At 72.6% G+C, this 21,011-nt stretch carries 15 protein-coding genes; 9 read left to right on the forward strand and 6 right to left on the reverse strand.

Annotated elements, in window-relative coordinates:
* Positions 1-37: 37 nt before the first annotated feature.
* A complete protein-coding gene (pepN, locus tag ACFYMU_RS30000) occupies positions 38-2,644 on the reverse strand; it encodes an aminopeptidase N (protein WP_388379802.1) in 2,607 nt (868 codons plus the stop codon).
* A 192-nt stretch (positions 2,645-2,836) separates the two neighbouring features.
* On the opposite strand from pepN (ACFYMU_RS30000), the gene ACFYMU_RS30005 reads away from it, so the two are divergent.
* Positions 2,837-3,430 carry a DUF1203 domain-containing protein gene (locus ACFYMU_RS30005; RefSeq protein ID WP_388379804.1) on the forward strand — a complete coding sequence of 198 codons (594 nt, stop codon included), beginning with the start codon at positions 2,837-2,839 and terminating at the stop codon, positions 3,428-3,430.
* On the opposite strand, the gene ACFYMU_RS30010 is transcribed toward ACFYMU_RS30005, so the two are convergent.
* Positions 3,420-4,436, reverse strand: a complete 1,017-nt coding sequence (locus ACFYMU_RS30010; protein ID WP_388379807.1) for an aspartate-semialdehyde dehydrogenase — start codon at positions 4,434-4,436, stop codon at positions 3,420-3,422. The genes ACFYMU_RS30005 and ACFYMU_RS30010 overlap by 11 nt on opposite strands.
* Before the next feature lie 674 nt (positions 4,437-5,110).
* On the opposite strand from ACFYMU_RS30010, the gene ACFYMU_RS30015 reads away from it, so the two are divergent.
* Entirely contained in the window at positions 5,111-5,650 is a 540-nt protein-coding gene (locus ACFYMU_RS30015) for an RNA polymerase sigma factor (RefSeq protein ID WP_388379810.1), read from the forward strand.
* Position 5,651: 1 nt separating this feature from the next.
* A complete protein-coding gene (locus tag ACFYMU_RS30020) occupies positions 5,652-6,398 on the forward strand; it encodes a hypothetical protein (protein ID WP_388379813.1) in 747 nt (248 codons plus the stop codon).
* A gap of 88 nt (positions 6,399-6,486) precedes the next feature.
* Here the strand turns inward: ACFYMU_RS30020 and ACFYMU_RS30025 are convergent, their stop codons facing one another.
* Positions 6,487-9,786, reverse strand: a complete 3,300-nt coding sequence (locus ACFYMU_RS30025; RefSeq protein WP_388379815.1) for a S8 family serine peptidase — start codon at positions 9,784-9,786, stop codon at positions 6,487-6,489.
* Positions 9,787-10,200: 414 nt separating this feature from the next.
* On the opposite strand from ACFYMU_RS30025, the gene ACFYMU_RS30030 reads away from it, so the two are divergent.
* Positions 10,201-10,650, forward strand: a complete 450-nt coding sequence (locus tag ACFYMU_RS30030) for an NUDIX hydrolase (protein ID WP_388379818.1) — start codon at positions 10,201-10,203, stop codon at positions 10,648-10,650.
* A gap of 149 nt (positions 10,651-10,799) precedes the next feature.
* On the opposite strand, the gene ACFYMU_RS30035 is transcribed toward ACFYMU_RS30030, so the two are convergent.
* Positions 10,800-11,861, reverse strand: a complete 1,062-nt coding sequence (locus ACFYMU_RS30035; protein WP_388379821.1) for a hypothetical protein — start codon at positions 11,859-11,861, stop codon at positions 10,800-10,802.
* Positions 11,862-12,121: 260 nt separating this feature from the next.
* Complete coding sequence (gene pepN, locus ACFYMU_RS30040) at positions 12,122-14,707, reverse strand: aminopeptidase N (protein ID WP_388379824.1); 2,586 nt, start codon at positions 14,705-14,707, stop codon at positions 12,122-12,124.
* Between the two features lie 157 nt (positions 14,708-14,864).
* Between pepN (ACFYMU_RS30040) and ACFYMU_RS30045 the strand changes: the two genes are divergently transcribed.
* From ACFYMU_RS30045 to ACFYMU_RS30060, 4 genes are all read left to right on the forward strand, one after another.
* Positions 14,865-15,527 carry a DsbA family protein gene (locus ACFYMU_RS30045; RefSeq protein ID WP_388379827.1) on the forward strand — a complete coding sequence of 221 codons (663 nt, stop codon included), beginning with the start codon at positions 14,865-14,867 and terminating at the stop codon, positions 15,525-15,527.
* Between the two features lie 314 nt (positions 15,528-15,841).
* A complete protein-coding gene (locus tag ACFYMU_RS30050) occupies positions 15,842-16,420 on the forward strand; it encodes a biotin transporter BioY (RefSeq protein ID WP_388379830.1) in 579 nt (192 codons plus the stop codon).
* Between the two features lie 169 nt (positions 16,421-16,589).
* Positions 16,590-17,093 (forward strand): ribose-5-phosphate isomerase, encoded by a 504-nt coding sequence (locus tag ACFYMU_RS30055; protein WP_388379833.1) that lies wholly within the window; start codon positions 16,590-16,592, stop codon positions 17,091-17,093.
* Between the two features lie 112 nt (positions 17,094-17,205).
* Positions 17,206-18,015 carry an Fpg/Nei family DNA glycosylase gene (locus ACFYMU_RS30060; protein WP_388379835.1) on the forward strand — a complete coding sequence of 270 codons (810 nt, stop codon included), beginning with the start codon at positions 17,206-17,208 and terminating at the stop codon, positions 18,013-18,015.
* An 84-nt stretch (positions 18,016-18,099) separates the two neighbouring features.
* On the opposite strand, the gene ACFYMU_RS30065 is transcribed toward ACFYMU_RS30060, so the two are convergent.
* The gene (locus ACFYMU_RS30065; protein ID WP_388379838.1) at positions 18,100-19,329 is read right to left on the reverse strand and encodes a GNAT family N-acetyltransferase; all 1,230 of its coding nucleotides are present in this window, start codon (positions 19,327-19,329) and stop codon (positions 18,100-18,102) included.
* A 149-nt stretch (positions 19,330-19,478) separates the two neighbouring features.
* Here ACFYMU_RS30065 and ACFYMU_RS30070 point away from each other — a divergent pair, with 149 nt between their 5' ends.
* Positions 19,479-20,657: a PP2C family protein-serine/threonine phosphatase gene (locus tag ACFYMU_RS30070; protein ID WP_388379841.1), complete on the forward strand. Its 1,179-nt coding sequence runs from the start codon at positions 19,479-19,481 to the stop codon at positions 20,655-20,657.
* Positions 20,658-21,011: the final 354 nt, after the last annotated feature.

The raw sequence follows: 21,011 nt of genomic DNA on the forward strand, positions 1-21,011 counted from the left end.
GCAGGACACCGGGCGCCCTCGTCGGTCGTCACGGCGCCTACCGCGCCGCCGCGTCCGCCGCCTGCGCCTTCAGGGCGCGTTCGATGCCCGCGCGGGACTCCGAGATCAGGCGCCGCAGGGCCGGGCTCGGCTCGGCGGAGGCCAGCCACGCGTCGGTCTTGTCCAGGGTCTCCCGGGAGACCTGGATCGACGGGTAGAGCCCGACCACGATCTGCTGGGCCATCTCGTGGGAGCGGGACTCCCAGATGTCCTTGACCACCTCGAAGTACCGGTCCGTGTACGGGGTGAGCAGCTCGCGCTGGTCGGTCTGGACGAAGCCCGCGATCACGGCCTCCTGCACCGCGTTCGGCAGCTTGTCGGACTCCACCACCGACGCCCACGCCTCGGCCTTGGCCCCCGGGGTCGGACGGGCGGCCCGGGCGGTCGCGGCGTGCCGCTCGCCGGCCGCCGTCCTGTCGCGCTCCAGCTCGCCCGCGATCTCCGCCTCGTCGAAGCGGCCCACCGCCGCGAGCCGCTCCAGGAACGTCCAGCGCAGTTCGGTGTCCACCACCAGTGCCTCGACGGTCTGCGAACCGTCCAGGAGCGCCTCCAGCAGGTCCAGTTGCTCCGGCGTACGGGCGGTCGCCGCGAAGGCGCGCGCCCACGCCAGCTGGTGGTCGCTGCCGGGCTCGGCGGCGCGCAGATGGGCGAGGGTGGCATCCGTCCACCGGGTCAGCAGAGCCTCGCGCGCGGACGGGTCGGCGTACAGGTCGATCGCCAGCTTGACCTGGCGGTGCAGCGACTGCACGACACCGATGTCCGACTCCTTGCCGATGCCGGACAGGACGAGGGAGAGGTAGTCGCGGGTGGCGAGTTCCGCGTCCCGGGTCATGTCCCAGGCGGAGGCCCAGCACAGGGCGCGCGGCAGCGACGACTCGAAGTCGCCCAGGTGCTCGGTGACGAAGGCGAGGGACTGCTCGTCCAGGCGGACCTTCGCGTACGACAGGTCGTCGTCGTTGAGCAGGATCACGGCGGGGCGGCGGCGGCCGGACAGCTGCGGCACCGGCGTCAGCCCTCCGTCGACGTCCAGCTCGATCCGGCCGTCCTCCCCGCGCAGCAGCTTGCCGTTGCCGTCGAGGTCGTAGAGGCCGATGGCGATGCGGTGGGGGCGGAGGGTCCCGCCCGACGGAGTCCCGCCGTCGGACACTGCGCCCTTGGCGCCGGCGGGGAGCGCCGGGGCCTCCTGGCGGACGGCGAAGGAGGTGATGACCCCGTTCGCGTCCGTCTCGATCTCCGGTCGCAGGACGTTGATGCCCGCGGTCTCCAGCCACGACCGCGACCAGGTCTTCAGATCGCGGCCTGAGGTCTCCTCCAGGGCGCCCAGCAGGTCGGACAGACGCGTGTTGCCGTACGCGTGCCGCTTGAAATAGGCCTGCACGCCCGCGAAGAAGGCGTCCATGCCGACGTAGGCGACGAGCTGCTTGAGCACCGAGGCGCCCTTGGCGTAGGTGATGCCGTCGAAGTTGACGAGGACATCGTCCAGATCCCGGATCTCGGCCATGATCGGGTGGGTCGACGGCAGCTGGTCCTGCCGGTACGCCCACGTCTTCATGGAGTTGGCGAACGTCGTCCAGGAGTGCGGCCAGCGGGAGTCGGGGTAGTACGCCTGGCAGGCGATGGAGGTGTAGGTGGCGAACGACTCGTTCAGCCACAGGTCGTTCCACCACTCCATGGTCACGAGGTCGCCGAACCACATGTGGGCCAGCTCGTGCAGGATCGTCTCGGCCCGTACCTCGTAGGCGGCGTCGGTCACCTTGGACCGGAAGACGTACTGGTCGCGGATGGTGACCGCGCCCGCGTTCTCCATCGCGCCCGCGTTGAACTCCGGCACGAACAGCTGGTCGTACTTCTTGAACGGGTACGCGTAGTCGAACTTCTCCTGGAACCACTCGAAGCCCTGCCGGGTCACCTCGAAGATCGCGTCGGAGTCCAGGAACTCGACGAGGGAGGGACGGCAGTAGATGCCGAGCGGGACGCTGTGCCCGTCCTTCTCGTACACGCTGTGCACCGAGTGGTACGGGCCCACGATCAGCGCGGTGACGTACGTCGAGATCCGCGGCGTCGGCTCGAAGACCCAGACGTCGTCCTTCGGCTCGGGGGTGGGCGAGTTGGAGACGACGGTCCAGCCGGTGGGGGCCTTCACGGTGAACTGGAAGGTGGCCTTGAGGTCCGGCTGCTCGAACGAGGCGAAGACCCGGCGGGCGTCCGGCACCTCGAACTGGGTGTAGAGGTACGCCTGCTGGTCGACCGGGTCGATGAAGCGGTGGAGCCCCTCGCCGGTGTTGGTGTACGCGCAGTCGGCGACCACACGCAGCACGTTGCGGCCTTCCAGGAGCCCCGGGAGGGCGATCCGTGAGTCCTCGAAGACCTCGGCGGGGTCGAGCGGATCACCGTTGAGGGTGATCTCGTGCACGGTCGGGGCCACCAGATCGATGAAGGACTCCGCGCCGGTCTCGGCGGAGTCGAAGCGCACCGTGGTCACGGACCGGTAGGTGCCGCTCCCGCCCTGCGCGCCGGAGAGGTCGAGATCGATCTCGTACGAGTCAACGGTCAGCAGCTTCGCCCGCTGCTGTGCCTCTTCGCGAGTCAGGTTTGTGCCAGGCACGCGGTCATCTCCTCGTTATGTGTGGGTTGCGCCATCCTTCCACGGGAGCACGCCGGTCGACGAGCAGGTGTGAGCGGCGCCGTCCGCGCTGTTCGGCGCCCGGAAACGGTGCGGACGCCGGGCGCCCCGGGCGCCGAACGCGATGTCCGGATCCCGCCGGTGCCCGCGGCCGCCGGGCGCGAGTCTGGGCGCATGACCACAGAGATGACCGCCGACACGACCGCCGACACGACCGCCGATTTGACCGCACGGACGGTGACGGACTCCGCGACGTCCGCCACGGCCTACACCGCGCGGCCCATCCCCCCGGCCGTCCTGCGGGAGCTGCGCGAGCGCGACGACGCGGGCCGGCCGATGGCTCCCGAGACCGACGAGGAGGGCGGCGCGCCCCTGCGGTGCTGCCTGCGCCGCAGCGCCCCCGGGGAGCGCATCGCCCTCGTCTCCTACGCCCCGCTGCGCCGCTGGGCGGCGGAGACCGGCGCCCGGCCCGGGGCCTACGACGAGCAGGGACCGGTGTTCGTCCACGCCGAGGAGTGCGGCGGGCCCGACGGGGGCGGCCACCCGTTCCCGGGTGCCCACCGCGTGGTCCGCCGCTACTCGACGGACGGGCGCATCCTGGGCGGACGCCTGGTGGCGGGCGTGGAGGAGTTCGACGACGCCTTCGCGGAGGCGTTCGCGGACCCCGAGGTCGCGCTCGTCCACGTCCGGGCCGTCGACTACGGCTGCTTCCACTTCGAGGTCCGCAGGGACCGAGCCTCGTCCGCCACGGCGGGCGTCAGCCCCTGAGCTCCGCCGCCACCAGCTCCGCGATCTGCACCGCGTTGAGGGCCGCGCCCTTGCGGAGGTTGTCGTTGGAGACGAACAGGGCCAGGCCGTTGTCCACCGTCTCGTCCACGCGGATGCGGCCCACGTACGACGGGTCCTTGCCGGCCGCCTGGAGCGGGGTCGGGATGTCGGTGAGGACCACGCCCGGGGCGGCGGCCAGCAGCTCCGTGGCGCGCTCCACCGTCAGCGGGCGCGCGAAACGGGCGTTGACCTGGAGGGAGTGGCCGGAGAAGACCGGGACCCGCACACAGGTGCCGGAGACCTTCAGGCCGGGAATCTCCAGGATCTTGCGGGACTCGTTGCGGAGCTTCTGCTCCTCGTCGGTCTCGTTGAGACCGTCGTCGACGAGGTTGCCGGCGAAGGGCACCACGTTGAAGGCGATCGGGCGCTTGTAGACCTGCGGCTCCGGGAAGTTGGCCGCCTCGCCGTCGTGGGTCAGCTTGTCGGCGTCGGCGATCACCTTCTGCGCCTGGCCGTGCAGCTCCGCGACGCCCGCGAGGCCGGAGCCGGACACGGCCTGGTAGGTGGCGACGACGAGCGCCTCCAGGCCCGCCTCGGCGTGCAGCGGCTTCAGCACCGGCATCGCGGCCATCGTCGTGCAGTTCGGGTTGGCGATGATGCCCTTGGGCCGGTCGGCGATCGCGTGCGGGTTCACCTCGGACACCACCAGCGGCACGTCCGGGTCCCTGCGCCAGGCCGAGGAGTTGTCGATCACCACCGCGCCCTGCGAGGCGACCTTCTCGGCGAGCGCCTTCGAGGTCGCGCCGCCCGCGGAGAACAGCACGATGTCCAGCCCCGTGTAGTCCGCGGTCGCCGCGTCCTCCACGGTCACGCCGTCGAGGACCGTCCCCGCCGAACGGGCCGAGGCGAACAGGCGCAGCTCGTCGAACGGGAAGTTCCGCTCGACGAGAATCCTGCGCATGACCGTGCCGACCTGACCGGTGGCTCCGACGATTCCGACCCTCACGGCGACTCCTTCACCTGGCTTGTGTGTGCCGGCCCGCATGGCCGGGGCCTCTCCATCATGCGTCTCACCCCGGCCCGCGTGTCCAATCCATTGCGAGGGACGGGACCGGGGACCCGGGCTCAGCCCCTCGGTTCGATGACGCGGCGGCCGCCCGTCCTGATCTGGAGATACCCTCCCGGAACCCGCCGCAGACCGGAAGCCGTACTGATCGGCCGCACCGGTACCGGGCGATCGTCCAGCTCCCGGAGCACCGGCGGGTCGAGCGCGCCGCGCGGCTCGTGCGTGACCATCATCTCGGTCTCGGGCCCGGTGTGACGTACGACTCCATGCGCACAGCGGGCCGGTGCCGGGCGCCGCCGCCCCTGGGCGTCGGCGGACGTCATCGATCTGCCGTCGGCCTGGACGGTCCGGGTGGCGAGCTGGGCCTCGTCGGCGGTGGTGCGGCGCGGGCCGACCGGCGCGGGATGACAGGCGCGGGCCGTCCGGCGCGGGCCGTCCGGGGTTGGGGTCGACCAGCGTGGCCGTGGCCCCGCCGCGGCCGGTGCAGGCGCCGGACGCCTGCGGAGTCCGGGCGCCGAGCCCGCGCACGGGGCTGCGGGAGGAGAGGTTCACGGGGGAACCGGCGAACGTTTCGCCCCGCCCCGGCGTCGTAGGGGAAACGCGCAAGGGGAGGGGTGGCTGTGCTGCGCAGAAAGGCCCGCCACGGGCCGGGGGCCGACCACGCGGTGGACGACATCCTGGACGCGGCCCAGGAGCGGCGGGTGCGGGCGGTGCTCGCGCTCGGCGGGGTGCCGCAGGCGGATCTGCCGGACGGGGTGCAGCAGGTCCGTCTGCGGTTGCTGGAGCGGACCGCGAGCGGGCGCGAGGCGCCGCGCGACCTGTCGGCCTGGGCGGCGGTCGTCGCCTCCAACCTGGCGATGGACTGGCACCGGGCCAGGCGCCGCCAGGCGAGGCTGGGTGAGCGGCTGGCCGCGCTGCGGCAGGTGGAGCATGCGTCCGACGAGGACTCCAGCCTGCTCTCGCTCACCGTCGCGCGGGGCCTGGACGAACTGTCCGACAGCCAGCGCCAGGTCCTCGTGCTGCGCTTCTACGCCGATCTGCCGGTACGGGCCGTCGCGGAGGAGCTGGGCATCCCCGAGGGCACGGTCAAGAGCAGGCTCCATTCGGCGGTCCGCGCGCTGCGCGACCGTCTGCACGAGGACGAGGTGGTGTGACGTGGCCGCCGAGCACGACGGCGCCGACGCGCTGATGGCCGCGATCACCGGCGAGCCGCTGCCGGACGGGGCGGGTGCCGACCCCGCGTTCATGGCCGAGTACCGGGCGGCAGGGGCGGACGTGGCACTGCTGCGGGAGCAGTTGGGGATCATCGGGGACGCGCTCGCACGGCCCGCGGCGCGGCCCGCACCCGTCGGGGCGCCCGGGCCGGAGCGGGGGCGGGAGCGGGGGCGGGGGCGGTGGCGGGAGCGGGGGCGGTGGCGCCGGCCCGGCGCCCGCGCCCTCGGTCTCGGCGTCCTCGTCACGGCCGTCGTCACCGCCGTGGTGATGGGGACGGGATGGCTCGTCGCACGGGGCGGCGTCGGGGCCGACAGCGGCGCGGGGGCGAAGGCGGCCGACAGCCGCGCGGGGGAGTCCCGCGACGAGGCCGGGTACCTCGCCTGCGCCCGGCTCGTCGTGGAGGGCACGGTGACCGGACTCGACCGCGTGCCCGACGGCACCCGGTACCGGATCACGGTGAGCGTCGATCGCTACTACAAACCCGCGAGCGGCAAGGACGAGGTCGGCTTCCTCGCGGACCCGGCCGACGGTCCTCGCCCGCACGAGGGCGAGCACGTCCTGGTGGGCCTCCCGCACGGCGAGGCGGTGGCGGACCTCTGGGTCACCGGGGAGGCCGAGATCGCCCGCGAGCGCGCCCTCGTCCTCGACGCCCTGCCGGCATCCCGCACGATCACCTGTGGGCCATGAACACAGGGCGGGCGCCCGCTGCACCAGCGGACGCCCGCCCCGGGCCGCACCGGCCGGAGACCGGCCACGGCCGTTGCCGCCGCTACCGCTACGGCGTGACCTTCTCGATCTTCACACTGCCGACGCCCGCGGCCGTGCCGCGCGCGTTCACCAGCTGGACCTGGCCGAAGAACTCCCGGCCCTCGGGAGCCGCCGCGGCCGCGGTGACCGTGCCGGAGACCGTCGCGGAGTCACCCGTGCCGAGCGTCACCGGCGCCGACTCGTCGACGGCGACCTGGCCGAGCGCCGGGGAGAAGAACACGTCCCGGTAGTCGTACGCCGTCGAGCCGGACGGCACCGAGTAGCCCGCGACCTCGACGGTGTACGTGCCGGCGGCGGGCGAGGCGATGTGCACGGACTCCTCGGAGTCGCCGTCCGCGGACTGCGCGACCTGCTTGCCGCTCGCGTCGTAGACCGTCAGGTCGAGGTCGGCGGCGGTGTCGGACACGTTGCCGATGGCGACGTCCAGCGACGTGGCGCCCGCGGGCACCTCGATCGTGGTCGTCTGCGTCTCGGTGTCCTGGACGGTCGGCCGGGCCGTCTTCGAGGAGCCGAGCGGGCCGCCCTTGAGCGCGCCGTCGAGGGCCGCGTAGGCGTTGGTCACCGTCCAGGAGACGGCGGCCGGGGTGCCGATCTTGGCCTCGGGCACGGTCACGGTCTCCGGGGCGAAGGCCGCGCCGAGGACGGCGACGTCCAGCCGGTACGGGTTGTCGAGCAGCGGCGACGTGCGGCGCGACTCGACCTCGATCTCCCAGACGCCGGCCTGCGGGTCCGCGTACGACCGCACGTCGGGCCTGCAGCCGTTGCCGTCGAGGTAGTTGTTGTAGCAGTTCGGCGTCGAGGTGGAGTCGACCGGAACGCCGTACGGGTGGATCGCGATGAACCGCGTCTGGCTCTTGTCCTTCAGCCCGCCGATCGCGACCTCCAGGGACTTCGCGCCCTCGGGGACGGTCACGAAGTACGACCGGGTGCTGTTGCGCTGCACCGAACTGGACGCGGAGAAGGTGTACTCGACCGGCGTCGCGACCACGACGGTGGTCAGGATCTGCTTGTCGACCCCTTCCGTCCAGGGGTCGTCGACCTCCAGGATCGCGCTCTTGACGCCCGCGGACGAGGGAGCGGCCTCGACCTTGACGGTGACCGGCTGGCCGAGCGGCAGCCTCACCAGGCCGGAGCCGACGATCCGGAAGGTGTCCCCGGCGTTGTTCACCAGGCGCAGCGTGTGCCACACCGCCCGGTCGGGGCCGGAGGTGCGGGTGAGGGTGACGTCGTACGTCTTGCGCTCACCGGCCTTGAGGCCGCCCTCGCGGTCGTACAGGCCCGTACCGAAGCCCGGGGTCTTCAGCGCGTAGTCGATCGCGGTGTCGACCGGGGCCTTGACCGCGTACTCGTGGGCGGTGGCACCGTCCCTGATCGCGTCCCACGCGTCGACGATGTCGATGCGTCCGGAGCCCTCCTCGTACGCCTGGACGCCCGGGATGTGGTGGGCGGTCGAGGTCAGGGCCGTGCGCAGCGTCGCGGGCGTCAGGTCGATGCCCTTCTGCTCGGCGGCCGACAGGAGCAGGGCCGAGGCGCCGGCGGCCTGCGGGGAGGCCATCGAGGTGCCCTGGAGCATGGAGTAGCCGGCCGGCAGCGAGTAGCCCGCCTCGGCGACCGGGGAGCCCGGCAGCCAGGTCTGGGTGGTGTTGATCGCGGCGCCGGGCGCGACGAGGGTCGGCGTGAAGCCGCCGTCCTCGCGCGGGCCGCGCGAGGAGAAGGGCATCATCGCGTACTTCTTCGTGACCTCGGAGCCGTAGTTGGCGGCCCAGGTCTCCCGGGAGATGCCCGCGCCGACCGAGATCACCTTGTCCGCGAGGCCGGGGTCGCCGATGGTGTTGGCGCCGGGGCCGGAGTTGCCCGCGGAGATCACCAGCTGGACGCCGTAGGTGTCGATGAGGCGCGTGTACAGCTCCGCGCGCGCGTTGTTGCCGTCGTTGAGCGCCGGCAGGCCGCCGATGGACATGTTGACGATGTCCACGCCGCGGTTGACGACGAGGTCGATCATCCCCTCGGTGAGCGCGACGTTGGTGCAGCCGCCGCTCCAGGTGCAGGCGCGGGAGGAGACGATCTTCGCGCCGGGGGCGGCGCCGTTCATCTTCCCGCCGAACAGGCCGTTCGCGGAGGTGATGCCGGCCACGTGGGTGCCGTGCTCGGACTCGATGACGCCGATGTTGACGAAGTCGGCCTTCTTGCCGACCCAGGACCCGCCGTAGGGGTCCATCGGCACGTCCTTGCGGATCTGCACCACGAAGGGCTGCCGCTCGACGACGTCGGTCGTCGGGTCGTCGGTCCCGAACCAGCCGATCTGGAAGCCGTCCTTGTACGGCTTCATCGGCTCGTCGTCGGTGAAGTCGTTGTTGTTGTTCAGGTCGACGCGGACCGTTCCGGCCGCCGCGTCGTAGAGGACGCCCCAGGAGTCGGTCGTGTCGCCGTCGCGGTTGGCGTCGCCCTTGGCGTCACCGCCCGCGGTCGCGGACTCCTTGAAGGTGCTGATCGCGTACGAGCCCGACGGCGCCGTCCAGGTCTTGCCGCCGTAGGTGAAGGTGGGCCCGGACACCGCGGTGACCATCGCACGCCAGGTGGCGTCGCCGTCCACGATCGGGTCGGTGGAGGTCACCCAGTCGACGATCTTCCGCTCGCCGGTGGTGGTCTTCTGCAGCGCCGGGTGTCCGAGGTCCACACCGGAGTCGAGGATGCCGATGGTGATGCCGCGGCCGTCGGCCTGCGGGTGCCGGCGGACGAACTCCACGGCGCCCGTCTCGAAGGACGGGTTGTACGGGTTGACGGCAGGGGTGTCCTTGCCGGGGCCGGAGTAGCCGGCCGTGTCCTGGGAGGCGCCCTTCGCGGCGTCCGCGCTCGGCGCCGGGTCGTCGAGGGGGATCTCCTGCCGCAGGTCGATGGCGTGCACGGAGGAGAGCTTCACGGCGGCCGCGATGGCCGCGTCCGCCTTCCCCGTCGGCACGGTGGCGCGGACGTAGCCCAGCCGGTCGTAGGTGCGGCCCACGGAGCCGCCCTTGACCGCGTCCAGCTGCTGGGCGACCTGCTCGGTCTGCCCGGGCGCGGTCGCGATCATCATCGTGACGTTCTTGGCGCCGTCGGCCTTGGCCTCGGCGAGCAGGTCGGCGTCTTCCGAACCGAGCTTGGCGGCGGCGGACTTGACGGCCGGTTCGGCGGTGGGGTGGTGGTCGGCCGAGTGGGCCAGGGGTATCGGTCCGGCCGCGGAGAGGGCGGCCACGATACCCGCGGCCACGGCTGTCCGGGCCACGCGTCTCGCGCCCGTTGCCGGGGTGCGGTGAGGGTCGGTGGTCATCGGCATCCCTTGTAGGTAAAGGAACGAAGCGGTGCGGCCCGGACCGGAAGTGCGGTCGGCCCTGGCCACGGTCGTCCGGATGTCGGGTCCGGGTGACCGCTCAGCTTTACCCAAGGGGCATATGTTTGGGGAGAGTTGACCGGGACGAGGTGGAGTCATGGCGTAATCCCGCCATGCGCCATCGGGGACGTAGCGGCACGGGAAGGGGCAATCCGGCGTCCCGGCCGCCCCCTACGCGCGTAGTGTGGAGGCCTCGCCGCTCACCGCGTGCGCGTGGAGTGGCGGGAAGTCTTCGCAGGGTCGCCGCGCGCGGTTGGGCCGTGGAGACCGGCGACCCCGCGCGGGCCTGAGCCCGGACCGGACGAGGGGCGGGCGCCGCGCCTGCCGGGCGGGGTGGCGTACTAACGTCTCCCTGTGCGCCATAAGTTGAGGGTGGCGGCCTACGCCGTCTGCGTTCGCGACGAACGACTCCTGCTCGCCCGCGGCCGCGGTGTCCGCGGCACGCCCGAGTGGACCCTGCCCGGCGGTGGCATGGAACACGGCGAGGACCCCTACGACACCGTCCTGCGGGAGGTGACGGAGGAGACCGGCTACCGTGTCGAGATCACCGGCCTGCTGGGCGTGGACTCGCTCCGCCGCCACATCCCGCGCCGCCTGGGTCGCACCGTCGACCACCACGGGGTGCGGCTCGTCTACGAGGGCCGGGTCACCGGTGGCGAACTGCGCCACGAGATTGGCGGATCCACCGACATGGCGGCCTGGCACCCACTGGACGAGGTGCCGTCCCTGCCCCGGGTCCGCCTGATCGACACGGCCCTCGCCCTGTGGCGCGACCGGCCGCCCACCGGCCGCGCGGCACACTGACACCGACCCGGAGCCGTGCGGCTCAGGGGGCCGGGGCGAGGAGCAGTTCCGCCGTCTCCACCGCTGCCTCCCCCGGGCCCGTCGACCGGTTCGCGGTGGTCGGGCGCCGCGGCTGTGGGTGGCCCCCGGCGGCAGGGCCCGGCCGGCCGCTACCGCGGCAGGACCACGACATACGCGGCCGGTTCCCGGTCCGCCGCCGCCATCAGCGCGGTGCGCACCACCGTCGCCTGCTGCTCCGCCGCGTCCCGCAGCTTCTTCGGCGTGATGTGAACGACCGTGATGCCGAACCGCTCCAGCAGCTCCCGCTTGCGGGCGTACTCCGACCACAGCTCGTCGTCCTGCCGGTCGCCCCGGCGCGGGGCGCGGGTGTCCAGTTCCAGGGCGACCGCCTGCTCGGGCCAGTACGCGTCCAGGCCGCCCAGCCAGGGCCCCCCGGGCAGCCTCAGGTCCACGTTCCAGACCGGGTCCGGCAGGCCGTGCTCCCGCACCATCCGGTACAGGCGGTCCTCCGCGATCGCCCGGCCCTCCGCCAGGAGCGAGTCCACGGCGTCCCCCAGATGCGGCCGCCCCAGCAGCTTCGCCTGGCTCAGCTCCCGTACCACGACCGCGGGTTCGCAGTGACCATCGCGCACCGCTTCGGTCAGCAGGCGGCGCACCGTGCCCGCGTCCGACAACTGGGCGACCGCGTCGGCCAGGGCGCGCGGCACGGGTGCGACGGGCACGCCGGTCACCAGGCGCGGCGCGGGCAGCGCCGGCGTGCGGATCACCCGCGCGCAGCCCGTGCTGCGCAGCCGCCGCAGCCGCGGCACCAGGACGTCGATGGTCTCCAGCGACGGCAGCGCGGGCGCGCAGGCGAAGCCGTACAGCGTCAGTGCGGCCAGGCCGGTGATCATCGCGTCCGTGTAGGGCAGCGGCCCGCGCGGGTCCTCGGCGCCCGGCTGGGAGGGCACCCCGGGCGCCGGGCCGCCGAGCGAGGAGCGCGCCGCGTAGAGCAGTACCGCGTGCAGGCGCTCCTCCGCGGTCGGCGGGCCCGGATGCAGCAGGTACACGCCCGGCAGTAACTGCTGCCAGGGGCCGCCGGGCCGGGAATGGTCGTTCGTCTCGGCGGTCGTCACACCGTGGGCGCGCAGCTGGGTGGTGGTCAGCACCCGGCGTTGCACGTCGGTCAGATGACGCAGAGGCCGGGGGGAGAGCGGCGTGTCGTAGGTCATGCCCCCGAAGTTCCCGCGCCGTCTGAGTCCGCTAACCGCTGTTACACGCCTGTCGACGAATGCGGACAACAAGGCGCTGAAGTACGCGCGTTCGAGCGCCGAAAGAGCTGGTCCGGGTGGCGGTGCGGACGGGTTACGGGTCGGATGCTCGTATTTCGTAACCGCCGTTCCCCGGCGCGCGTCAACCCCTCGCCCCGTGCTCGCGGTGCCGGCCGGGCGCCCTCGGTGTCACCGGGGGCGCCCAGGCGTACGGGACGTCCCTACCGCGCGGCCTCCGCGTCGCGCGCCTGCCCGCGCAGGGCACGCGCCAGGTCGTCGCGCGCCTCCAGCACCAGCCGCCGCAGCGCCGGCGGGGCGTCCTCGTGCGCCGCGAGCCACGCGTCGGTCGCCTCCAGCGTCTCCGGCGAGTCACGGAGCGACGGGAACAGCCCCCTCACCACGTCCATCGCGATCTGGATGGAACGCTGCGCCCACACCCGCTCGATCACCGCGAAGTACTTCTCCGCGTACGGCGCCAGCAGCTCACGCTGCGACGGCTGCACGAAGCCCGCGATGGTCGCCTCCACGAGCGCGTTCGACAACGTGTCCGACTCGACGACCTGGGCCCACGCCTGCGCCTTGACCGCCGCCGAGGGACGCGCCGCCAGACAGCGGACCTGGTGGCGCTTGCCGGACGCCGTGTCGTCGCGGGCCAGTTCCGCCGCGAGCACCGACTCGTCCGCGGCCCCGTGCGCGGCCAGCGGCCCCAGGAACGCCCAGCGCAGCTCCTGGTCCACCTCCAGGCCGTCGATCTTCTCCGCGCCCTCCAGCAGCCCCCGCAGCAGCTCCAGATCGGGCTTCTCCGCCGCCACCGCCGCGAAGAACCGCGCCCACGTCAGCTGGTGCTGGCTGCCCGGCTCCGCCTGCCGCAGCTCCCGCAGCGCGCCCTGCGCCAGGAGCCGCCCGCCGGCCTGCCGCCAGTCGGGTGCCGCGTAGTGGTGCAGCGCCGAGTCCGCCCAGGTGTGCAGCATCTGGAGCACGCCGATGTCGGACTCCCGGCCGGAGAACCGCAGCATCAGGTCGACGAAGTCCCGCGCCGGCAGCAGCGCGTCCCGTGTCAGGTTCCACAGCGCCGACCAGCACAGCGCCCGCGCCAGCGGATCGGTGACGTCGCCGAGACGGTCCTTGAGGGTGGCCAGCGACGTGTCGTCGAAGCGGATCTTGCAGTACGTCAGGTCGTCGTCGTTGACCAGGACCAGGTCCGGGGCCTCGGCACCGGCCAGTTCCCCGACCACCGTACGCGGGCCGTGGACGTCGGCCTCGGCACGCGCGTAGCGCACGAGCGCGCCCGCCTCGTCGCGGTACAGCCCCACCGCCACGCGGTGCGGCCGCAGTTCGGGGTGCGACTCCGCGGCCTCCTGGAGCACGGACAGTTCGGCGATCCGCCCGTCGTCGCCCAGCAGCACCTGCGGCGTCAGGGAGTTGACGCCCGCCGTCTGCAGCCAGGAGCGCGACCAGGCCGCCATGTCGCGGCCGCTCGTCTCCTCGAGGACCGACAGCAGGTCGCCGAGGCGCGTGTTGCCGTACGCGTTCCGCTTGAAGTAGCGGCGCGCGCCCTCCAGGAACGCGTCCTGCCCCACGTACGCCACCAGTTGCTTCAGGACCGACGCGCCCTTGGCGTACGTGATGCCGTCGAAGTTGAGCTTCGCGTCCTCCAGGTCGCGGATGTCCGCCGTGACCGGATGCGTGGACGGCAGCTGGTCGGCGCGGTACGCCCACGACTTGCGGCTGTTGGCGAAGGTGATCCAGCCGTCGGTGAAGCGGGTCGCCCCCACGAGCGAGAAGGCGCCCATGAAGTCGGCGAAGGACTCCTTCAGCCACAGGTCGTCCCACCACACCATGGTCACCAGGTCGCCGAACCACATGTGCGCCATCTCGTGCAGGATCACATTGGCCCGGCGCTCGTACGACGCCTGCGTGACCTTGCCGCGGAAGATGAACTCCTCACGGAAGGTGACCAGTCCGGGGTTCTCCATCGCGCCCAGGTTGTACTCGGGCACGAACGCCTGGTCGTACTTCCCGAACGGGTACGGGTAGTCGAAGCGGTCGTGGAAGAAGTCCAGGCCCTGCTTGGTGACGAGGAAGACGTCGTCCGCGTCGAAGTGCTTCGCCAGGCCCTTGCGGCACATCGCGCCGAGCGGGATCTCCAGCGTCGTGCCGTCGTCGAAGGCGCGGGTGTAGGTGTCCGTGACGTAGTGGTACGGACCCGCCACCACCGCCGTGATGTAGGTCGAGATCGGTTTCGTCTCCGCGAACCGCCACAGGCCGTCGTGCAGTTCGCCGACGCCGTTGCTCCACACCGTCCAGCCCTCCGGGGCGCGGACCTCGAAGCGGAACGGGGCCTTGAGGTCCGGCTGCTCGAAGTTCGCGAAGACGCGCCGGGAGTCGGCGGGCTCGTACTGCGTGTAGAGGTAGACCTCGCCGTCCTCCGGGTCGACGAAGCGGTGCAGGCCCTCACCGGTGCGGGAGTAGGCGCACTGCGCGTCCACGACCAGTTCGTTCTCGGCGGCCAGGTCCTCCAGCCGGATGCGGGTGCCGTCGAAGACCTCCCCGGGGTCGAGGTCCCTGCCGTTGAGGGAGACCGCGGTGACGCCGGGGGCGACGAGATCGGCGAAGGACGCGGCCCCGGGCTCGGCACAGCGGAAGCGGATCGTGGTCACCGAGCGGAAGGTGCGCGGCTCGCCGTCCGCGGCTCCGGGCGTGTCGCCCACGGCGGAGCGCAGGTCGAGCGACACGTCGTACCCGTCGACGGACAGCAGGGCGGCCCGCTCCCGGGCCTCGTCGCGGGACAGATTCTCACCGGGCACGGGCGCCACTCCCTTTTGCTTCACGGCTGGACGGGCGAACAGGGCCGATCCTGCCATGAGCCCCTGACGCGGAACACCGGGCGCACCCGCGGGACCCGGGAATGGTGTCACCGGCCCCGTTTGTTTTCTCATCAACGAACATCTACCGAGGAGAGCAATGTCCGAGACTGCGACCCCTTCCGGCAGGACCCCGGTCGACTTCTGGTTCGACCCGCTGTGCCCGTGGGCCTGGATGACCTCCCGCTGGGTCCTGGAGGTGGAGAAGGTCCGTGACATCGAGGTCCGGTGGCACATCATGAGCCTCGCGGTGCTCAACGAGGACAAGCTGGACCAACTGCCCGAGGAGTACCGGGAGATGCTCGCCGCCCAGGCGTGGCAGCCCGTGCGCGTGGTGACCGCGGCGTGGCAGAAGCACGGCGCGGAGGTCCTCGGACCGCTGTACACCGCGCTCGGCACCCGTTTCCACAACCGGGGCGAGGGGGCGACGCGGGAGGCGATGGCCGCCGCGCTCGAGGAGGTCGGCCTGCCCGCGGACCTGATCGACTACGCCGACCAGGAGGACTTCGAGTTCGAGGCGCAGCTGCGCGCCTCGCACAAGGACGGCATCGACAAGGTCGGCCAGGAGGTGGGCACGCCGGTGATCGCCGTCCCGGACGGCAACGGCGAGCAGCTCGCCTTCTTCGGCCCGGTGGTCACCCCCGCCCCCAAGGGCGAGGAGGCCGCCAAGCTGTGGGACGGCACCCTGGCGGTCGCCTCGGTCCCGGGCTTCTACGAGATCAAGCGCACGCGCACGAAGGGACCGGACTTCAGCAACCTCTGACGGCCGTCCCGCCGTCCCGCCACGCTTCACACCGTCCCGGGGCACGGGCCGCAATGCGCCGGCGCGTGCCCCGCGGCGACAGGGATCCCGTTTGGTGAAACCCTACAGACCACTCTCATATCGCGGCGGGCTGCTCATCGAGCCGACCTCAGTGACCAGCGTCACGCCGGCCTGGGTGTAGCAGGCACTCTTTGTATGGAGTCCACCACGCCGTCCTTCCACCCTTTGTCGAGCGCTGACGGTGATCGGCTGAGGTGGCCTGGGATAGCGTCAACGTGTTCCCGAACCGTCCCCACCGCCGGAATGAGTCCTTCATGAGCACCACGACCGCCATCGCCCGCCCCGGCGAGGTCCTCGCCGATCTGCTGCCCGCGTCCCGCGTGCGTGACGTCGCCCTCGTGGCCGGCGGTGCCGTGCTCACCGGGCTCGCCGCGCAGATCTCGCTGCCCGTGCCCGGCTCCCCGGTGCCGGTGACCGGCCAGACCTTCGCCGCGCTGCTGGTGGGTACGGCCCTCGGCGCCGGCCGCGGCTTCCTGTCGCTCGCCCTGTACGCGCTCGCCGGCATCGCCGGTGTGCCGTGGTTCGCCGGCGGCGCCTCGGGCGCCGGCGCCCCCTCCTTCGGCTATGTCCTCGGCATGCTGCTCGCCTCCGCCGTCGTGGGCGCCCTGGCCCGCCGCGGCGCCGACCGTTCGGTGCTGCGCACGGCCGGCGCGATGCTGCTGGGCGAGGCGATCATCTACGCGGTCGGCGTTCCCTACCTGGCCCTGGCGACCGGCATGTCCGCGACCGCCGCGATCGCGGCCGGGCTCACCCCGTTCCTGATCGGCGACGCCCTGAAGGCGGCCCTGGCGATGGGCCTGCTGCCCACCGCCTGGAAGCTCGTCAGGAAGTGACGTAGCAGTCGCCACGTAGTCCCCACGCAGTCCCCATGGAAGAGGTTCGCCGGGCCGCAGCACTGCGCCGACCGGCGAACCTCTTCCGCGTCCGGGCGGCCGCACGGTCGGCACCCGGGTCGGCCGCCCCCGCGCGGCCGAGCGTCGGCGGTCGTGTCACACTCGGTCCATGCGCGTGTACCTCGGCTCCGACCATGCCGGCTTCGAACTGAAGAACCACCTCGTCGAGTGGCTCAGGGCCGCGGGCCATGAGCCCGTCGACTGCGGGCCCCACATCTACGACGCCCAGGACGACTACCCGCCGTTCTGTCTGCGCGCGGCGGAGCGCACCGCGGCGGACCCCGACTCCCTCGGCATCGTGATCGGCGGCTCCGGCAACGGCGAGCAGATGGCCGCGAACAAGGTGAAGGGCGTCCGGGCGGCCCTCGCCTGGAGCGAGGAGACGGCCTCGCTCGGCCGGCAGCACAACAACGCGAACGTCGTCGCCGTGGGTGCGCGGATGCACTCGACGGACGAGGCGACGAAGTTCGTGGAGACCTTCCTCAGCACGCCGTTCTCGGGCGACGAGCGGCACGTGCGGCGCATCGACATGCTGTCGTCGTACGAGACCACGGGCGAACTGCCGCCCCTGCCGCCCCATCACCCGCAGGAGCCGCAGGCCCCGCAGGGCTGAGCCGGCCGGCCCGTCCGGCGTTCGAGGAGCAGGAGCCAGGGGGACGCCAGCGCCCCCTGGCGGGCCCGGGACCGGACCCCGGCGTGCTGGAACTGGAAAGGGTGGGGCAACCGTGCCGGAGGGGCACACCATTCACCGGCTGGCCGAGGACTACGCCGCGCGTTTCGCCGGGGGGCCCGTCTCCGTCCGCAGCCCCCAGGGCAAGTTCGCCGATGCCGCCGCGCTCCTCGACGGGGCCGAGCTGCGCACCGCCGACGCCCACGGCAAGCACCTCTTCCTCGGCTTCCGCGACGGCGACTGGGTCCACATCCACCTCGGCCTCTTCGGCAAGGTCACCTTCGGCGACGCCCCCGCACCCCCGCCCACCGACACGGTCCGGCTCCGCCTGGCGAACCCGGACGCGTACGTCGACCTCCGCGGCCCCACCACCTGCGCGCTGATCACGGACGACGAGAAGGCCGCCGTCCACGGCCGCCTCGGCCCCGACCCGCTGCGCGCCGACGCCGACCCCGCGGCCGCCTACCGCCGTGTCTCCCGCAGCCGTACGACCGTCGCCGCCCTGCTGATGGACCAGAAGGTCATCGCCGGCGTCGGCAACGTCTACCGCGCGGAGGTCCTCTTCCGGCACGGCATCGACCCCTACCGCCCCGGCCAGGACATCACCCCGGCCGAGTGGGACGCGATCTGGACCGACCTCGTCGGCCTCATGCGCGAGGGCGTCCGCGTGAACCGCATCGACACCGTCCGCCCCGAACACACCCCCGAGGCCATGGGCCGCCCGCCGCGCGTCGACGACCACGGCGGCGAGGTGTACGTGTACCGCAGGGCGCACCTTCCCTGCCACATCTGTGGCGGCGAGATCCGCACCGCCGGTCTCGCCGCCCGCAATCTGTTCTGGTGCCCCGGCTGCCAGCAGCGGTAGCCGCCTCCGCCGGGAACGGCGCCCCGCAGACGGGGACGGCGTCCCTCGGACGGGGAGGCGTCCCTCGGACGGGGACGGCGTCCCTCAGAAGCCGTGCGGCATCCACGGTGCCACCGTCGAGCCGAACGCCGTCGACGCCTCCGCCAGCGCTCCCTGCCGCAGCTCCCGCACCCGGCCCGCCGCCGCCAGCGAGACCAGGGACACACCGCCCAGGTACGCCGCCCCCAACTCCCTCACGGACAGCGACAGATCGGCCGCCTCCGTGGTACGCGCGCAGGACGCGCCCTTCGTGTCCCCGGCCAGCCGCCAACGCCCGTTGTTCCAGGGGCAGAAGGCGTCCTCGACGTCGAACACCACGTCCACCGGCGCCTGGTACGTCCGCGCCTCCAGCGCCGCCCGCACGTCGACCGGCCGCACGTACAGCGCGTCCCGCAGCCGCGGCCGGCAGCGCCGGATGTCGGAGACCATGTACTGCCAGGCGTCGTCGACCGGCCGGCCGCGCGCCACCAGCGTCGTGGTCAGGTCGATGCCGAACAGGAAGCGCCACAGCGCCGCGTCCGTCGCCGGGTCCAGCGCCGCCAGGTCGGTGAGGGTCACCGTGCCGTCGTGCCCGGCGACACCCCACCCCAGCTTGGTGCGGAACCGCGCGTACCCCGTGATCGCGCCGTCCCGCTCGGCGACCACGCACTGCAGCGGCGACGCCCCGTCCCGGTGGCTCTCCGCGTCGAGCAGGCCCAGCCGCTCCCAGCCGGGCTGCCGCGCCAGCATCCCGGGCCGGTCCGGCACCAGCCGCGCGTAGACCGCCTCGCACGCATCGAGGACGTCCGCGGGCTGCGCGTACCGCAGCCGTACGTCATCGGTGCCGGCCGGTACGGACAGCCGGACCCGGCCGGTGTCGATCTCGGCGGTCACATGGAAGGTCGCGGCGCCGAACCCGAACCGGCCGTAGATCGCGGGCTCGGACGCGGTCAGCACGGCGAGCGGTTCGCCCCAGGAGCGGATGTCGTCCAGCTGCCGCCGCATCATCGACGTCAGCACCCCGCGGCGGCGGTGCGTGGCCGCCACGCTCACCATCGTGATCCCCGCCGCGGGGACCGAGGCGCCGCCGGGGACGGTGAGGCGGAAGGCGAAGGCCCCGGCGGTGCCCACACAGGTGTCTCCGTCCCAGGAGCCCAGGAAACGGTCCAACTCGGTCAGGTCGTCCCACAGTTGCCGCTCCTCGGGCGGTTCGTCGACCCCGCCGAAGGCCCGGATGAGATGGTGGTACCAGACGTCCCGCTCATCCTGCCGCAGTACCCGTACGTCCGTCGTCATGGGCCATCCCTATCAGGGCAAGCCCGGACGAGCGAGGGGATTTCCACCGGGCTGCCGGGGGCTGGTTCCTGTGAGGTTCGGCGCTCGGACGGGGGACAAGTGGGACCTCCCGTGCCAAGGGGCTGGTCGGATGGATAGGGTCCCGGACAATGGCAGCAGGACGAGGGCGGCGCGCGGAAGCCGAGACGTTCACGGCCCGGTTGAGGAAGCAGTGGCACCGGGCCCGCACCGGCGTGCGCAGATCCGCCGTGGACTACTTCCGCGGCGACGGCTCGGACTGGATCGCGCTGGCCGGCCTGCTGCTGACGGTCCCGCTGATCGCGGCGACCACCCTCGTCGACCCCGTGTGGTGTTCCCCGGCCGTCCTCGTCCTGCCGATCGTGGCGGGCGGCCTGCTGCTGCGGCCCTCCAGCCTGCTCGGGCTGTACGCCGCCGCGGCCACCGCGCTGATAGTCGAGTCCGTGAAACTCGGCCCCTACACCGAGGGACCGTCGCGGGTCACCCCCGGCACCGTGCTCGTGGTCGCGGCCTGCGGGTTCTTCGGGCTGCTGATCGCACAGTTCCGCAGCCGGGTCGGCGTGCCCTGGCGGCGCGGCGGAACCATGCTCTTCGACCTGCGCGAACGCATCCGGGTCCAGAGCAAGCTGCCGAAGCTGCCGCTCGGCTGGCACCGCGAGATGGCGCTCAGACCGGCCGGCGGGCAGTCCTTCTCAGGTGACTTCGTGGTGGCCGCCCGCACCAACGGGGGCCGCACGCTCGAAGTCGTCCTGACCGACGTCTCCGGCAAGGGCATGGACGCCGGCTCGCGCGCCCTGCTGCTGTCCGGGGCGTTCGGCGGACTGCTGGGCTCGCTGCCGCCGCACGCCTTCCTGCCCGCGGCCAACGGCTACCTGCTCCGCCAGGACTGGGACGAGGGCTTCGCCACCTCCATCCACCTGGTCCTGGACCTGGAATCGGGCGACTACGAGCTGTACTCGGCCGGGCACCCGCCGGGCCTCCAGCTCAGCGCGGGCAGCGGCCGCTGGGAGGAGAAGGTGGCGGAAGGCCCGCTCCTCGGCGTCTACGAGGGCGCACAGTTCGACTCCGTGAAGGGCTCGCTGCGCCCGGGCGACGTCCTGATGCTGTTCACGGACGGCCTGGTGGAGACCTCCGACCGCGACATCGTCGAGGGCATCGACCGCCTCACCGGCGAGGCCGACCGCTATGTGGCCGGAGGGTTCCACGGCGCGGCCTGGCACCTCATCGAGGCGGTGGCGAGGGACGTGAACGACGACAGGGCGCTCCTCCTGATCTCCCGGGAAGGCCCGACGGCGCAGGCCGCCCGCTGAGTGCGGCCCGCTCCGACCAACACCCGTCGTGCGGCGTCCCCTTCGCAGCGGCTACCGCCGCACGGACCGCCGCCCGGGCGCCCGGCCCCTCCGCCCCGCCCCGACTCCCGCCCTGCTCGCGGCAGATGCCCGATATGACCCCATGGCTTCGTCATGCGTTTGTAGCAGCCCTGTGAGGGTCGATTGCACGGGCAATCGGGGAGTTGATAGAGATGGCTCCACATCTGTCGCGCAGACAGCACGACCGGCCGGCCGGAACGGGGAGGCAGCATGAAGTTCGACATGGGGGCGCAGGTCCTGTCGACGCTGATGAAGGACTCGCACGGGTCGAGTGATGATCTGGGGACGTTGATT

It is taken from the genome of Streptomyces sp. NPDC007264 (assembly GCF_042869095.1).
Classification (GTDB): Bacteria; Actinomycetota; Actinomycetes; order Streptomycetales; family Streptomycetaceae; genus Streptomyces.

What these genes read in the sequence shown, in the direction of transcription:
- ACFYMU_RS30005 (WP_388379804.1), top strand. Translation starts at nt 2,837, where the DNA reads ATGACCACAGAGATGACCGCCGACACGACCGCCGACACGACCGCCGAT.
- ACFYMU_RS30025 (WP_388379815.1), bottom strand. Translation starts at nt 9,786, where the DNA reads ATGACCACCGACCCTCACCGCACCCCGGCAACGGGCGCGAGACGCGTG.
- ACFYMU_RS30035 (WP_388379821.1), bottom strand. Translation starts at nt 11,861, where the DNA reads ATGACCTACGACACGCCGCTCTCCCCCCGGCCTCTGCGTCATCTGACC.
- ACFYMU_RS30045 (WP_388379827.1), top strand. Translation starts at nt 14,865, where the DNA reads ATGTCCGAGACTGCGACCCCTTCCGGCAGGACCCCGGTCGACTTCTGG.
- ACFYMU_RS30050 (WP_388379830.1), top strand. Translation starts at nt 15,842, where the DNA reads ATGAGCACCACGACCGCCATCGCCCGCCCCGGCGAGGTCCTCGCCGAT.
- ACFYMU_RS30055 (WP_388379833.1), top strand. Translation starts at nt 16,590, where the DNA reads ATGCGCGTGTACCTCGGCTCCGACCATGCCGGCTTCGAACTGAAGAAC.
- ACFYMU_RS30065 (WP_388379838.1), bottom strand. Translation starts at nt 19,329, where the DNA reads ATGACGACGGACGTACGGGTACTGCGGCAGGATGAGCGGGACGTCTGG.
- ACFYMU_RS30070 (WP_388379841.1), top strand. Translation starts at nt 19,479, where the DNA reads ATGGCAGCAGGACGAGGGCGGCGCGCGGAAGCCGAGACGTTCACGGCC.